Raw genomic sequence first — 16,204 nt, forward strand, 5'->3', positions numbered from 1 at the left:
GGACCGATCCGGAGCAGCAGGAGCTGGAGGAGCGGGTCGAGGCCGCCGAACTCGCCCAGGGCACCGGCCGTTTCCAGGAGCCACCCCGTGCGGCCCTTGGGGCACGCCGCCTCCCGGACCCTCGGCCGCGGCCCGCGACGCGGCGCTGCGCCCGCTCACCGTGGACGGCCCGCACCCGCAGGTCTCCCGGCTGCATAAGGTGGGGGTGAAACCGGCTCACGCACCCGTGGAGATCTGATGAGTTCGACCGCTGTTCCCGAGGCCGCGCTTCCGGTCGGGGTGATCGGGCTGGGCGACATCGCGCAGAAGGCCTACCTGCCGGTCCTCGCCGCGCTGCCCGGCCTGGACCTGCGGCTGATGACGCGCGACGGCGCCAAGCTGGACCGGATCGGCGAGACGTACCGGATCGCGCCCGAGCAGCGCTTCACCGATCTCGGCCGGCTGATCGACAGCGGCATCCGGGCGGCCTTCGTGCACGCGGCGACCGACCAGCACGTGCCGATCGTCGAGCAGCTGCTCACGGCCGGCGTCGACGTCTACGTGGACAAGCCGCTCGACCACACCCTCGACGGCGCCCGCCGCCTGGTCGACCTCGCCGACCGCACCGGCCGCTCCCTGGCGGTCGGCTTCAACCGCCGCCACGCCCCCGGCTACAGCCAGGCCCTCGAACGGCCGCGCGACCTGATCGTCCTCCAGAAGAACCGCGAGGGCCTGCCCGAGACCGCGCGCACCCTCGTCTACGACGACTTCATCCACGTCGTCGACACCCTGCGCTTCCTGGCCCCCGGCGAGTTCGACCACGTCGACGTCCGCGCCCGCGTCCGCGACGGCCTGGTGGAGCACGTCGTCCTCACCCTCGCCGGCGACGGCTTCACGGCCCTCGGCATCATGAACCGGCTCTCCGGATCGACGGAGGAGATCCTGGAGGTCTCCGGCGGCGACTCCAAGCGCGAGGTCCACAACCTCGCCGAGGTGATCGACCACCGTGGCCAGCCCACCGTCCGCCGCCGCGGCGACTGGGTCCCGGTCGCCCGCCAGCGCGGCATCGAGCAGGTCGTCCTCGCCTTCCTCGACGCCGTCCGCACCGGCCGGACCCTCGACGCCCACGACGCCCTGCGCACCCACGAACTGTGCGAACTGATCGTGGAGCGCATCGAGGGCCCCTGACGCCACATCAGCGCATTGAATCCGACCGCCGCGTGAACCGGGACGGGGGAATCATGAGCGATGCGGGACGTCGGCTGCCGGCGCCGGCCGCCGGGCGGAAGCCCGCCGGCCTGGCGCTGCTCGACCTGCTGGACGATCAGAGGGCTCCGAGGCTCTCTGTGTGGTCTCGGGACCACCGGGCATCGGCAAGTCCCACCTCCTGACCTGGTTGGGGGAAGCCTGTGGTGTCCCCGGTGTCGCACCCTCCCGGCGGTCCGATGCGGCGTTCTCCCTGGCGGGGATGACGGCGGAGGCCGTGGTCTGGCGGCTGGCCGCGCGGCTGGGCGTGACGGCGGACGGACCGGCCGATCTCGTCCGGGCACTGCGGAAGAGCGCTCGCCGCCGGCCCCCAACCCTCCGACAACCCGCCACCCTACCGACCGGTCCACCACCCCAGGGCGCACCTCGGCCGCGGAGAGAACCTTCTCCGCGGCCGAGGGCGAGCCGGGGACGCGTACCTCATTCATGGCAGGTCAGCAACCGATCTTCGAACCGTCCATCGCAGCCTCGGCGGAGGCCTGGAAGGTTCCGTCGGCCTCCGCTCCCTGCCTGAACGTTATAGTCAGTGTCTCCCAGCCCGATTCGGACCTCCTCGTGAAACACGTCCGCACGTCCGCCGACCCGCGACCCGGCCCTTCCCTCTCCCAGCCCAGCCGGGAGAGTTCCCTCGTGTAGAAGTCGATCAAGTCCTCGCGATTCCCGCCGTAGGTGTACAGCCGACTGCCGGACAACCAGGCATCCGTGGAATCCTCGCCGACACACTCGGCCGTATCCGCCGAGCCCTTGACCTCCTGCGATCCACTCGGCGTCACGGCGAACGCGTCCAGCCTGTCGAGCGCGGCCAGGCGAGCACCCTGGCCCGAGCACTGGTCACCCGCCCCACCCAGCAGCGACCCGAACGCGACCACGAACGACCCCCCGACCACCATGACGAGAACGAGGACAGCTATCTCCAAGCGGGTCACGATCCGCATTCGTCGGGCATCCATCACGAACTCACCTTGCCATCCTGTCCGGCACTGCTCGAACGGAGACAAGGCCGACCGACGCCCTCGGTGACGACTCTCTCCGCGGACCATTTCAATTCTGATCATCCAGTCTTCGGCGGTGGGCGGCGTCGGCGGCCCACTCCTGCTCGGGGTCCTCCTCCTCCTCGGCGGCGACACTGCTGTTCGTCCATCAAGTGTTGGTCGCGCCGGCCCGCCCGGGGACCCGCGGCCACTGACGGTGCGCCTGGAACGGACCGGCACGGCTGAACGGCCACGCGCCTGCACCCTCGAACTCGACGGGGCCGTCCACCCGATGGAGGAACGAACCGAGTGCTGATCCTTCGCGCCGGCCCCCCGCCCGCCGCCGCGCCTGTGTGGACGACGGTCGGCGCTGCAGCCAAAACGCCACCGGGGTGCCCTCCTCGATCGAGGAGGGCACCCCGGTGTTCCAGATTCCGGAGCCACCGACTACGTCAGATACGGCGACTCGAAATCATCGACGAAGAGGCCGGACTTCCTGACCGACAGAACAGCGTCATCCGACGGGTTCGCGATACCGATGTACATGTAGTAGTCGTAGCCGAAGTGCACGAAGAACTTGCCGTCGTTGACGAGCCTGCACCAGACGGATTCTCCGCGAAGGATTGATCTCGCCAATTCGAGCGCCTGCTCGAACGACAGTCGGTCGCCCTCGTCGATGCGCTGCCACCACGGGCTTTCGGAGTAGATCTCCAAGCCGTCGACCCGAAGGGTAGTCACACCTTGTGTGGCCGCGAACCGGCGAGCGGCCTCAAGGTACCGCCGTTCCGTCTCCTCGTATTCCGAGCGGGTGAGCACCTCCCCGCCGAACGACTCCCCGATGTCGGAGTATCCGATCCAGGACGGCATCGTTCCGGCCCGCTGCTCCGGCGAGTGCTTCACAACCCGGTACTGGAACATGTGCTACTTTCCGATCCGATGGCACAGATGCTTGCAGTAGGTACCGGACCTGGTCTTTTTGGATCCCAGGTTCTTCACTGAAGAGGCAGCCTTCCAGCCACCACCCGCATGCCCGTCCTGGTCCCGAGAGATGTACACCGTGCCCTTGCGGTAGACATCCGCCCCATGGGACTTCCCACCGACCTTGACGAACCCCATCCTGGTCGCGATCTTGCGAGCGTCTTCCTCACTGAGCTTGTTTCCAAGCCTACAGCTCACGGGCAGCTTGGCGTTGTCATTGTGCGTCAGGACTTCGTCACCGCCGGCAGTGACGACGACGAACGTGTGCACATTGCCGACGTTGAGGTTGTAAACGAGTTCGTCGGCCATGTCACCGAGGTCGCGGGTGTAGGCGACCTCGGCAGTGTTTCCATCGGGTGAGAGGAGTTCCTCCCCGACGACCACATTGGCCGCCTCGACCCAGCCGCGGTCAACCACCCACATCGGGTGGTTGGCGGTGGCCTCAAGAGGCGCTGTCGCGGGGTCCAGGTCGGTGTCGATCAGGACCATATGCTTGGTCCCGAAGCCGACCACGACATCGAGAACCGGCTGGGCCGAGGACTCACCCGTCGCCGGGTCGACGGCCACGACGACATCGCCGATCCTGATGTCGCTGATCGGACGGTAGGCACCGTCAGCCATCCGAACCAGCGTGTCCGGAGCGAAGGAGTTCTTTCCAGCGCACCCACAACTGCAACTCTTGGCAACGGACTTCACCTTGGATGCGGTGGTCCGGTACACAGTCTTGGCCTTCACCGTCACGCGTTGGGCCCTGACCGCCGCGCGCGTCGCCTTGACCGTGGTGACGGCGGCCTTCACGACCGGGCCGGCACCGACAGTGGCGGCGACCGCCGTCGCGGCCATCTCGGCAGCCTTCTCCCAGTTCCCGGTGGCCGCGTAGGACACCGCTGAGACGACTGCGGCGACAGCGCCGATCGGGCCCGGGATGTAGGACGCCACCTCGGCGACCTTGGCGACGACCTGGACGGCCTTCTTCGCCCACTTGGGCATGCCCCAGTTGCCGTCGAGGTCGGTGCAGTTGACGGGGTCGCCGGTGCAGTAGTCGTACGGGCTGGCGTTGCCGCCGGGGATCGGGTCGATCTGAAGGAAGCGACCGAGGGCGGGGCTGTAGAGGCGGGCGCCCATGAGGATGTCGCCGTCCTGGGCCTCGGCGGAGCGCTGCTTGCCGCCGAGCCAGCCGTAGCGGACTGCGGCCTGGCCGTCCTGGGGGATGCCGAACTCGTCGAAGTCCAGGACCACCGGGTTGGTCAGCGCCGGGTTGGTGGTGATGACGACCGAACCGAACAGGTTGGTGAGCTGGAGCTGGACGTCACCGGTCCTGCTGGTGGTGGCGGTGAGGTCGCCGTCCGGGCCCGAGACGTTGCGGGTCAGGGTGCCCTGGGTGGTGTCCTCGATCGTCCAGCGGACCTCGTCGCCGTCGTCGCCGTAGTGGTTCAGCTTCGACGTCGCGCCGGCCCAGGAGCCGTCGGCCTGCTTCTTGCTGGTGGTGAACGCGGTCAGGCGGTGGGCGGCGTCGACGGCCCACTCCTGCTTGGTGTCCCCCTTCTCCTGGGCGGCGACGCGGTCGTTCGCCCAGTAGGTGTTGGTCGCGCCGGTCGCGGTGGTCACCGTGCGCCCGAAGGCGTCGTAGGAGAAGCCCGCGTCGGTGAGGCGATCCGCGCTGTCGTAGGTGTGGTTCTCGGCCGTCGCCCCGCCCGTGGCGCACTCGCCCGATGAACCGTTCGGGGAGGTCTGCTTGGAGAGCCGGTTGGAGTGGGCGTCGAAGGCGTACTGGCGGGTGACGCAGCCGGTGGCGACCGTGGACTGCTCGGCCTTCACCAGCCGGCCGAGCCGGTCGTACTGGTAGGAGCGGGTGGCGGTGGAACTGCTGTCCTTGGCCACCTGCCCCTGGGTGGAGATGTCGGCGGCCTGCGCCCAGATGACCTTGTTGTCGCTGGTGCGGGTGTAGGTGCGGCCGGTGGCCTCGCCCACGGCGTTGGTGGTGTCCTTGCGGACGATGCCGCCGGGGTAGGTCTGCTCGACGAGCTGGCCGTCCGGACCGTACTTCGCCGTGAACTCGCCGGCCACGCTGTCGTTGACGGAGGTGACCAGCCCGCGCGGCTCCTTCGCGCGGTCGTAGGTGTAAGTGGTGGAGCCGGTCGGGTCGGTGACCTTCACCGGCTTGCCGAACCGGTCGAACTCCGAGGTGGTCGTCGAACCGTCGGCGTCCGTGTAGGAGATCAGCCGGCCGAGCTGGTCCAGCACCCGGGTCAGCGACTTGCCGCCGGCCGTGGTCCGCACGAGGTCGCCGGTGGCGGGGTCGTACTCGGTGGTGACCTTCGGGAGCGGCTTGCCCTCGTCCGAGGTGATCTCGGTCGAGGTGATGCGGTCCGCGCCGTCGTACGTGGTGACCGTCTTGCGGGACTTGCCCGCGTTGGTCTCGGTGGTCTCCTCCGCCTCGCCGAACGGCGAGTAGCGGGTGACCCGCTTGACCGGCAGGGTGGTCGGCATCCGCGACGCGTCCGCGCCGGTGATCGCACCGCCCGGCAGAGTGACACAGGGCAGACCCGCCCACTCGGGGCGGTTGGCGCACGCGGCGTCGTCCGGGTTGGCACCGGCGGTGTAGAACACCGACTTCACCGTCCCGGCGTCCGAACCGGTGGAGCCCGGCTTGCGCGACTCCAGCGCACGCCCCGACGCGTCGTACTTGACCGTCGAGGTCAGATTGGCGCCGAGCCCGTCCGTGGTGACCGACGTCGAGGCCTTCAGCGTCCAGCCGGAGGTGCCGCCGATCGGCGTGTCGTAGCCGGTCCTTGTGACGCGCAGTTCGACGTCGTCCGCGTAGCCGTCGAGGCGGGCGCCGTCGGTCCCGGTGGTGAGCAGGTGGTAGGCCTGGCCGTCGGGCTTGCCCTCGTCGTAGGTGTTGGTGTTGTGGTCGCGCGCCACCACCGAGGTGCCGGCCGGGAGGGTCGGGTTGACGGTGGTCTTGGTGAGCGTGACGGTGTCCAGACCGGCGTGGTAGCGCTCGCCCTGGCTCGCCGGGTTGGTGCCGGTGATGGTGAGCTTCAGCTCGTGGTCACCGCGCGCCAGGTGGATCGACTGGCCGACCGCATAGGGGGCGATGGAGCCCGCGGGGTTGGCGTCGAAGGTGTCGATCGGCTGGCCGAGGTTCTGACCGTCGATCGCGAACTGGATGATGCCGTGGTCACTGAACCGGGTCAGCTGACCCGAGAGCCGGTAGTCGCCCTCCTCCGGCACGCTCACCCGCATGGCGTCGAACGCGCCCGCCTGGGTGCCGGCCAGGCCGAGCTGCGCTCCGCCTGACCAGGAGAGGGCACCGTTGTTGTTGATCACCCGCACCGGCGCGCTGGCGCCGAGCTGCGGCAGCTTCTCGGCCTCCGCGGCGACGGTGGCCGGGGCGGTCTGGCCGTTGACCTGCTCGGACAGCGAGGCGCGGTAGACCGGGCCGAGGGTCTCGACGACGTCCAGGCCGTCGGGGCTGTAGACGGTGCGCGAGTCGAGCAGGCGCGCCCGCGACACCGAGTCCGCGGGAAGGTTCAGCTCGGCGACGAACCGGTCCGCCTCGGGGTGGGTGCCGAGCGCGATCGAGCGGTTGGTCGCCTCCAGGGTACGGACGGCATGCCCGTAGCGGTCGTACTCCTTCGTATCGATGTCACCGCCGGGGGTGATGGACGGGCTCGCCGTGTTGACCTCGTTGCCGGAGGCGTTGAGGTAGTGGACGGTGGCCGGTTTGTAGCCGTCCTTGCCCGGCTTCACGGCCGTGGCGGTATTGGTGCCCGGGTCGTCCTCGGGACCGAAGACGGCGGTGGCGTCGGTCGGCGCGTCGGTCTGGGCCCACTTGGCGACATCGGTGCCGCCCATGTCGTACGGGCCGCCGGCCGTACCACCGGCAAGCGGAACGTCGTAGACGACGCTGGTCGCGACCTCGCCGTCGACCTGGTCCTTGCTGCCCTGCACGAGAGCGGCGCGGCGGACCTTCAGCAGGCGGCCCGGGTCCTGGTCGGCCGCGGCCTTGCCGTAGTCGAAGTTCCACGGCAGCTCGCCGGCGGCACCGATCCGGGTGACCCGGCCGTCCGCGTCGTAGCTGTAGGAGGTCTTCAGCGGCTGGGCCAGGCGCGGGTCCCAAACCTGCGCCAGACGCCCCTTGTCGTCGTACGCGTAGTGCGCGACCTCGACGGCCTCCTCCTTCGAGGTCGCCGGGTTCCACGACCACACCTTCGCCGTACGGATGCGGTCCAGGAAGTCGCCGGGCGTCGTCGCGGTGGCCGTGGTGACCTTGGCGTAGTCGTACTCCATGACCTCGCAGCCGCGCGGCAGCGGGTTGACGGTGCAGTGGTTGACGTCGTCCACGCCCGGTTCGACCGGCGGGATGACGCGCTTGACGAGCGAGCGGCCGTCGGTGGTGTCGTACTGGTACCGGGTGGCCGAGGCGGCCTCCGGACCGATGTCGGCGAAGACCTGGTAGATGTCGGAGCCGCCGTGACGGACGAACACCGTCTTCGAGCCGTCCAGCTCGCTCAGCTCATAGATGGTTCCGGCGGACTGCACGTCCCAGACCTGGTTGGCGCCGCTCCGGCAGGTCCAGATGGTGCCGCCGAGATTCGCGTCCAGGCACTTGCGCGAGTACTGGTTGACGACCTGGCCGTCGGCGAGGACGTCCCACTTCTGGTTGGCGAAGGAATGACAGTCCCACAGCACGACCTGGGTGTTGTCGGCGGCCACCTCCCAGGGGTTGTCCAGGCACTTGCCGAGGATCTGGAAGCGCTGCTGGTCGTCGCGGGTCCACTGCTGGTTGACGCCTCCGGTGCACGGAGCCGCCCGCACGGCGATGCCGCTGACACCGCCGGGGACCTCCAGGCACTGCCCGGTCGCGGCCAGCACGAGGGCGCCGCTGGTGGCCGGCACGGCCTTCAGTGACAGCGACTCGGCACCCGGCTCCGGGAAGAAGCTGCCGTCGGTACCCCGGGCGAAGGTGAGCGAGCTGTCGTCGTTGCCCTTGATCTCGACCAGGTCGGACTGCAGGAACGACAACGACCGGTAGTCCGAGCCGGCGCCCGCATCCGAGCCGCCCGCCCACTGCGGACCGAACGGCGCGACGATCTCCTTCACCGACAAGTCGTCGAAGAAGACCTGCTTGTCCGCTGCGGTGAAGCCGTTGTAGAGACGGAAGAACGCCTCGGTGGCGCCCTGCGGGACGGCCAGGTCGACGCTGAGCTGCTGCCAGCCGTCGGTGAAGCCGGCCTTGCCGGAGGTTACCTCGGCGTAGCCGGCCGCGGTCCGGGTGAACCCGACCAGACGCAGGCCGCGGTGGGCGTAGTCGGGGTTCAGTCCAGTGGTACCCGGCACGTAGATCCAGCCGGTCAGCCGGTAGGTGCGGCCGGGCTTCATACCGAGGGCCATGGTCATTTCGGGGCCGACGCCCGTGTAGGAGTCGCTCTGGCCGGTCGGCGTGATCAGCAGCGAGTCGGTCGAGCTGTCGTGGCCGCGCGCGGTGGAGCGCGACAGCGTCACCGGACCGGCCGAGAACCCGTTGGTGTCGGTCCCGATCTGGCGCTGGTTGGCCGTCAGCCGCTCGCCCTGCGGCTGCCAGCCGCGGTCCGTGCCCCGGGAGGAGGAGGTACGGGCCACTGACATGCCGAACTCGTCGGCGTCCGTGACGTCGGTGGAGAAGTCGCCGGTCAGCAGGTTGACCGACCCCGGGCCGACCTCGGCGCTCGCCGCGCCGTCGGCGTTGCGGTCCACCGTGATCGTGTTCCAGACAGTGGTGTAGCCGGCGCCGGAGCCGTCCTCGGGGAAGAGCCTGGCGCGGATCTGGACGACGCCGCCGACGTTGCCGAGGGTGTCGAGCACGTTCCAGTCGGCATGCGGGCCGAGGTCCGCGAGCCGCGGCTTGTCCTCGGTCACCGGGGTGTTGTCGGCCTTGGTCAGGTTGGTCCGGGGGACGGCGTACTCGGTGGCGCCGGGGCCGCGGCGGTACTCGTAGACGACGCGCTTGAACTGCTCCTGCGCGTCCACGGCCAGCTTGACGCGCTTGGCCGCCTGGGTGCCGTTCACCGGCGAACTGATACCGGCCTGGCCGACGTGGAACACGTACTCGGCGGGCGGGGAGAGATTGCCCGCGCGGTCCTTGGCCTGCACGCTGAGCACGCGCCGGCCCTCGGTGGTCGGCGTGATCGACGCGGTCAGCGCAGCGGTGGCGTTGACCGTCACCGGCGCGCCGCCGTCCAGGGTGTAGACGTACGCGGCCAGGTCGTCCGTCCCGGCCGGGACGGAGAAGGTGAACGAACCGGCCTGGTTGGCCGCCCCGTGCCACAGCCCGTCCGCCGGGTAGTCGGCGGAGGTGACGAACGGCGTGCCCGGTTTCACGGTGTCCACCGTGAACGGCGTGTTCACCCAGCCGGACCGGATCTTGCCGTCGTCCACGATCGAGGTCATCGAGTACTGGACGCCGTCGTCGAGCTTGGCGAGGCCGAAGTCGGACGCCCGGACGGAGGCCCACGCGCCGTTCGGCGTGTACCTGGAGATGCTGCCGAAGAACGAGCCGGCGCGCCACAGGTCGAAGAAGACCGTGACCGGCTCGCCGTCGTCGTCCGCCCCCTGCACCAGGAAGCGCGGGTTGGCGTCCGCGACGACCTTCGGGTCGCCCGGCGGGGACGGCTGGATCTCCACCGTCGCGGGGGTACGCGGGATCGAGTTGTAGGTGATCGAGACGTACGGTGGGGCGCCGCTCTGGGCGGAGGCGAACTTCTTCCAGGAGAGGTTGCTGTTCTCGTCCGTCGCCTTCAGCAGCAGGCCGTAGTCGTTGTAGCCGAACTGCGTGAGGTGCCGGATCATCTCGGTGACGTCGGTGTTCGTCCAGCCGGAGCCGTCCGGGGCGGTGCACTGGTGGGAGTCCCCGCCGTCGTCGTCGTAGGTCTCGTACGTCCGTTTCCACTGCTGGCCCCACTGGGGCTCGTTGCCCCATCGGGTCCACCAGCCGGCGCCGCCGGCGTCCCAGACCTCCCACTGCTTCGGGGTGCAGGAGGAGGAGTGGAAGTTGTACAGGTGCAGCTTGGCGTCGATGATCTGCTTGCCGTTGAAGTCGGCACCCGGGATCGTCAGGTACGAGCGCGCCTTGACGCTGCCGTTGTAGCTGCCCAGCTTGATTTCGTAGGAGCCGGACGCGTCGATGTTCTCGTTGTTCTGGACGTAGGTGTCGTAGCTCGTACCGATGTCGACGACCGGGTCGATGGTGACCGGGTACTGGGTCTTCTCGTCCGCCAGGAACGCCGCGTCCGGGGTGAACACGAGCTCGGTGTCCGCACCCTCACCGCGCACCCGCATCGTCACCGGCGCGCGGTTGAGGTGCTCCTGCGAGGCCTCGTCGAGCGCCGCGTCCCACATCACGGGGGCCGGGATCTTCACGGCCTGCTTTCCGGTCGCCTTGTCCAGCAGCTGGATCGAACCGTCCTGCTGCGGGGCGACGTTGAGGCCGGTGGTGTCCAGCGGGATGGTGACCGTGCCGGTCTGCGACACGGCGGAACGGTTCTTCACGATCAGGAACTGCTCGAAGCCGGTCCGGGTCGCCTGGAGGACCAGGTCGACGCCGGGGCGGGCATCGACGTAGGTGGCCTTGTCGCCCTCCAGCTTCGGCGCGGGGAGCTTTCCGAGCCAGCCGAAGGAGACCTGCTGGTCACCGGACCCGATGGTGGCCAGCGGCCGCTCGGCGGGCGCCCGCTCGGCCTCGGCCGGGCGGGCCAAGGGGCTCGACGGGGCGGCGGGGGCGGCCTTCGCGTCGGGCGAGTCGGGCGCGGCGCCGGGAGGCGTCGGCAGGCTGTCGCCGACCGTCACCCCGGCGTCGCCGCCTGCCAGCACCAGCCCACCGGGGTGCGCCTTCGGCGCCACCTTCCCGTCCGGCGTCCGCACCAGCGTGGTGTCGACCGGCACCCAGGCGTCGCCGACCTTCATGCGGAGCGGGCCGGTGGACCGCTCCGAGGTCAGCGTCCCGTCCGGATTCGCCCACAGCGTGGTGAACTCCGTCCGGGCCTTGGTGACCTCGATCCGCCGGCCCTGGAGGCGGGCCGCCAGCAGCGCCGACGCCTCGTCGGCCGCCTCCGCCGCAGGAGACGGAGCGGTGGGAGGAGTTCCGGGCGCGGCCGCGGCCGGAGCCGCCGTCAGTGCGTCGAACGCGACACCGGTCTGCACCAGGAGCCCGAGCGTCAGGGCGCCCGATATCCGGCGCAACCAGCGCGATGACAAGGCCCCGCCCGCGAACGCGGACGAGACTGGGGTGTGAGGAGACATCGGCCCTTCCGAAATGTCGTCAAAGAGCTTGAACGGCTTGTTCGGATCTGCAGCACAACGTCTCACTCCCGGCGGCTCCCCAGGGAGTACTTAGGTGACAATCACATAACAGATGGCACATGTCATATGGCACTGAGTGACTTTTCCTGCTAATGCCAGGTTTTTGACATGATCATCATCATTGCCGCACTTTCGTGCGCTTTGGCGGATCAGCCTCGGAGTGACCACGTTTCCACCGGATCCACCGGGAGGGCGGCCACCCGACTGCGCGCTCGAACCCGGCAAGGCCGCCCACCCGCTGGAGGAGCCGAATAACTGTCAGGTTTGATCTTGGGTGGAGGTGGCTTCGCGGACGGTGGAATCGCCCAACGAGCGAACCTGGCGAACATCACGGTAAGCACCGTTGCAGCGCTGGAGGGCGCGGCCCGGCCCGGTGGACGGGTCGGGCCGCGCGGGTGGGGCCGGAAGCGGGATCAGCAGGGGATGACGACCGAGACCGTCGCCGGCGAGGGCGGCCAACCGCCGTTGTCCACGCTGAAGTTGGCGGTCACCGTGCTGCCGCAGGTCGCGGTGGTGGTGATCCCGCCGACGTAGGTGCCGCCGGAGGGCACCAGGGCGCTGGTGTAGAGGGGCGGGCCCGGGGGCAGGCCGGGAGCGGTGCCGGAGATCTTGAAGCCGACGGTCTGCGGGACCCAGGCCGGGTTGGTCGAGTAGGCGTGCCCGTAGAGGTGGACCTGGAGGCCGTTGACGTCGATACAGGCCCGGGTCTGCAGCAGGCCGGGCGCACCCGGGGTCCCGCAGGTGGTGAACGGTCCGGGCGGGCCCGCCGGACCGTTGGTGGCGGCGACGGCGGACGGGGCGGCGGTGGCGGCCAGCGCGGCGAGGACCGCGGTGCCGGCCAGGGTGGCGGCGGTGCGACGACGGTGCATGGGTGGGTTCCCTCTCTGTGGCAGCGGGTGCGGTGGGATGCCGGACACGCTGTGACATGTCACATCGTTCTTGAGGGAATGGTGCCACCCGAACGGCGGTCCGGTCCGTCCGCCGGCCCGAATGACCGGAGGGCAACCGTCCGTTGGCTTGAACGAGGCGTCATGTTCCGTTTCCCGCAACGGCGGAGCGGCCCGTCCGGATCCGAGGAATCCGGACGGGCCGCCGCGATGTCGCCGAACAGGGTTGCCGGGAAGGTCAGGTGGCGATGCCGCAGTACTGCTGCTGCTTGCCGATCGCGCGGTAGACGCAGTCGGCCGTCTCCACCAGCCGCAGCACGGCCTCGCGGTTGCGGCTGGTCTCCCGCCCGATCACCTCGTCGGGCGGGTAGAAGCCGCTCGCGCCGTTCGGCCCGGGGTACATCTCGAAGGTGTAGGCGAAGACTCGCTGGGCGCCCCACAGCCAGTCGTCGATCGACCCGTCCGTGATGTAGAGGTCGCTGGACTGCTCGGGCGTGTAGTTGTTGGTGGCGGCCATGGACCGGCCGAGGGTGGCGAAGGTGTTGTACTCGTCGGCGGTCATGCCGGTGGTGGTGTTGGCGGTGGTCCAGCCGAACGGCCAGAGCACCAGCTCGCTGTAGGTGTGGAAGTCGATGGCCGCGGTGATCTGCTGCTTGCCGCCGACCACCCGGCTGCGCACGAAGTCGGCGACCACCTTGGTCTCCTTGGCGGACTCCGGCCCGGTGCCCCGGTAGGTCTCGCTGGAGGTGGAGCCGGAGGAGCCGCCGCAGCAGCCGAACTTGTAGTCCCAGTTGCGGTTGAGGTCGGTACCGGTGTAGCTGCTGCCCGGGTTCGGCTGGCGGTCCTTGCGCCAGCTGCGGTAGCGGCCGGTCGCGATGTCGTACTCGCCGCCGTCCGGGTTGAGGTCCGGGACCACCCAGATCTCCCGGCTGTTGACGGCGTTCGCGATCCGGCTGTCGGTGGCGTACTTGTCGCCGAACTCGTGCAGCAGGTAGAGCGACATCTCGACGGTGAGGTGCTCCCGGGCGTGCTGGTGGGCGGTGAACAGCACCTCGGGCTCGTTCTCGTCGGTGCCGACGTTGTCGCTGATCTTGACGGCGACGATCGGCCGGCCCTCGTAGGAGGTGCCGATGACCCGCTTGCTCATGATGTCGGGGTGGGCGGCGACCACGGCGTCGATGTCGGCCGCGGCCTCCGCGTAGTTGTGGTAGCCGGAGTCGGCGGACGGGAAGTCGTAGAGCGCCGCGCCGACGCCCTCCAGGCCCGGCTCGGCGCCGTACCGGGGACCGGGCAGCGGGACGGGCGACCAGCCGAGCGCGCGCAGCCGGGCGGCCTCGGCGGGGGTGGCGGTGACGGTGAGCGAGTCGGGCCGGACGGCGTCCACGGAGGCGCCGGTGGCGGCGATCCCGGTGCGCTCGGCGACGGTCCGGGGGCCGTCGAGGCGGTACTGCCGGGCGGTGTCGGAACCGGCGGCGGAGGCGGGGGCCGGCTGGGCCGTGGCCTGGGTGGTGAGCGGGACGGCGAGGGCGAGGGCCAGCAGGACGGCGGTGGCCGTGGCGGGCTTCCCTCGGCGGGGCAGTCGCATGACTGTCCTCCTGTGGGGGTCCGTAGGGACGGAACGGTGGAGGAGGCGGGTGCGGCGCCGCGAGCTTGATGGTCCGTCAATGTCATGCAATCGTCAAGGAGTTGGGGTGGAATAGCGGCTGGGCGACTCGGCCGGGTGCCGGGTCAGGGGGTCGGTGTGCCCCGGTCCGCGGCCGCTCCGCAGGTCGCCAGACTGCACCAGCGCCGCCGCCCGCCCGCGTCCAGGAACAGCCAGCCGCAGTCCGCGCTCGGGCAGCGCTGGACGGTCAACCGGCGCGGGTCGGCGAGGAGTTCGGCGGCGGCCCGGGCGGCCGCGTACAGCGGCAGCCGCAACCCGGCCGACGGCGGCAGCCGCCACTGCGCCAGACCGTCCTCGCCCCGGCTGAACACCGCGGCCCGGGTCGCCAGTTGGACCACGGCGGCGACCTCCCCGAAGGCCGCCCCGTCCTGCGGGTCGGTCAGGCACGCGTACAGCGCGGAGCGGAACGCGCGGGCCTCGGCCAGGACGGCCGCCGCCTCGTCCGGGCACCGCTCGGCCTGCCGGAGCAGCGCCTCGACCAGCGGCGGCGCCGCGAGGTCCTGGTGCCCGGCCCACACCGCGAGCGTCGAGTAGTGGCGCAGCCAGTCCGATCCGGGCGGCGGGGCCGGGACGCCCCAGCCGGCGAAGGTGTTGCAGAACTCCAGCGCCGGGTGCCCGCCCGCGCTCCACGGCAGCCACTCCTCACCCACCCGCACCGCGTACAGCGGCGCCGGGGGCCGGTCCAGCCGGGGGTCGGCGCGCAGGATCCGCTCGTGCAGCGCCGTCAGCTCCGCGCCCGGTTCCACGCCCAGCGTCTCCACCAGCGTCCGGCGGGTGTGCCGGTAGAGGGCGAGCGCCTCGCCCTGCCGGCCCGCCCGGTACAACGCGGTCATCTCGGCGCGCACCAGCCGCTCGCGCGGCGGCAGGCCGGTCAACTCCTCTTCGGGGAGCGGAAGACCGGCGAGCAGGCGGTCGTGCCGCCCCATCGCCAGCAGGAGCTCCGCCCGCTGCTCCAGGGCCGACAGCCGCAGCTGGAGCAGCCGCCCGCCGAGCCGTCCGCGCAGCGCGTCGTCGGCCACGTCGGCGAGCAGCGGCCCGCGCCAGAGGCTGAGCGCCCGGTCGTGGCAGCGCAGCCGCTCGGCCGGGTCGCCGGTCGCCGACGCGCGGGCCGTGAGGTCCAGGAACTCCCGGACGTCGAGGCCGTGCGGGCCGGGCACGATCGCGTACCCGTCGTGCCGGGTGGCGAGCAGCACGCCGTGCGGGCGCAGCCGGGCGCGCAGCCGTCCGACGTACGTGTGCACGGTGCCGCGCGCCGAGGCGGGCGGGCTGCCGTGCCAGAGCAGGTCGATCAGGCGCTCGGTGGCGACCGCCCGGCCGTCCTCCAGCAGCAGGACGGCCAGCAGGCAGCGCTCCTGGCGCCGGGTACCGGCCAGGACGGGCTCGCCGAGGTGGTCGGCCTCGAAGGGGCCGAGCAGTCGGAACTCCATGGCGGGCCACCCTACGGTGCCCGCCCCGCGGTGGTCCCCGTCCGGCCGAGATGCCCCACCCGTCCGGATCCGGCCGGGTGGTGGTGAGAATCCGGTGAGCGGCCGCTGCCAGGCTGGCGGCCGAACAGTCCGCGCCCCGTCAGGAGACCGACCATGCGCCGCAGCCCGCTCCGCCTCGCGACCACCGCCGCCACCACCGTCCTCGCCGCCCTCGCCACGGGTCTGGCCGCCGCCCCGGCGGCCGGCGCCGCCGGACGCGGCGGCTGGGAGCCCTGGCCCTCGCCGTCCTTCGACCTGCCGGCCGGCTCCCGCTGCGACTTCCCGGTGCACCTCGAACCCGTCGTCGACCGCGTCGAGCGGCACGTGCTGGCCGCCGACCCCGACGGCACCGTGCGCCGCGTCGCCTACCGGGGCGCCCTCGTCATGCGGCTCACCAACACCCTCACCGGCGCCCACCACGACGCCGACGCCGGCGGCCGCTCGCACGTCGAGTACCGCCCCGACGGCTCCCAGACCTGGCGCGCCAACGGCCCGATCCTGCTCGGCTTCGGCGCCGGCGCGGGCACCCTGCCCCGCGACCTCTACACCGTGGACGGCGTCTACACCGTCGACATCAGCGCCACCGGCTACCGCACCCTCACCATCGCCCACGGCTCCGCCGAACCCCTCTGCGCCAAGGTCGCCTGACCC

Annotated in this window: 8 protein-coding genes; 2 read left to right on the top strand and 6 right to left on the bottom strand. The window is 70.8% G+C overall.

Features of this window, described 5'->3' with window-relative positions; genetic code table 11:
- Positions 1–237 precede the first annotated feature (237 nt).
- Positions 238–1,167, top strand: a complete 930-nt coding sequence (locus tag ACFC0B_RS01310) for a Gfo/Idh/MocA family protein (protein WP_376080464.1) — start codon at positions 238–240, stop codon at positions 1,165–1,167.
- A 512-nt stretch (positions 1,168–1,679) separates the two neighbouring features.
- Here ACFC0B_RS01310 and ACFC0B_RS01315 read toward each other — a convergent pair.
- From ACFC0B_RS01315 to ACFC0B_RS01340, 6 genes are all read right to left on the bottom strand, one after another.
- Positions 1,680–2,180, bottom strand: coding sequence for a hypothetical protein (locus ACFC0B_RS01315; RefSeq protein WP_376080467.1), 501 nt, complete (start codon positions 2,178–2,180; stop codon positions 1,680–1,682).
- A 483-nt stretch (positions 2,181–2,663) separates the two neighbouring features.
- Positions 2,664–3,134: a hypothetical protein gene (locus ACFC0B_RS01320; RefSeq protein ID WP_376080470.1), complete on the bottom strand. Its 471-nt coding sequence runs from the start codon at positions 3,132–3,134 to the stop codon at positions 2,664–2,666.
- Between the two features lie 3 nt (positions 3,135–3,137).
- Positions 3,138–11,417 (bottom strand): ricin-type beta-trefoil lectin domain protein, encoded by an 8,280-nt coding sequence (locus ACFC0B_RS01325; RefSeq protein ID WP_376080472.1) that lies wholly within the window; start codon positions 11,415–11,417, stop codon positions 3,138–3,140.
- A 533-nt stretch (positions 11,418–11,950) separates the two neighbouring features.
- The gene (locus ACFC0B_RS01330) at positions 11,951–12,406 is read right to left on the bottom strand and encodes a hypothetical protein (protein WP_376080474.1); all 456 of its coding nucleotides are present in this window, start codon (positions 12,404–12,406) and stop codon (positions 11,951–11,953) included.
- Positions 12,407–12,662: 256 nt separating this feature from the next.
- Entirely contained in the window at positions 12,663–14,009 is a 1,347-nt protein-coding gene (locus ACFC0B_RS01335; protein ID WP_376080477.1) for a M14 family metallopeptidase, read from the bottom strand.
- 143 nt (positions 14,010–14,152) lie between these two features.
- A complete protein-coding gene (locus tag ACFC0B_RS01340; RefSeq protein ID WP_376080480.1) occupies positions 14,153–15,514 on the bottom strand; it encodes a BTAD domain-containing putative transcriptional regulator in 1,362 nt (453 codons plus the stop codon).
- A 153-nt stretch (positions 15,515–15,667) separates the two neighbouring features.
- Here ACFC0B_RS01340 and ACFC0B_RS01345 point away from each other — a divergent pair, with 153 nt between their 5' ends.
- A complete protein-coding gene (locus ACFC0B_RS01345) occupies positions 15,668–16,201 on the top strand; it encodes a hypothetical protein (protein WP_376080482.1) in 534 nt (177 codons plus the stop codon).
- The last annotated feature ends 3 nt before the right edge of the window (positions 16,202–16,204 follow it).

This window comes from Kitasatospora sp. NPDC056184, from assembly GCF_042268405.1.
Taxonomy (GTDB): domain Bacteria; phylum Actinomycetota; class Actinomycetes; order Streptomycetales; family Streptomycetaceae; genus Kitasatospora.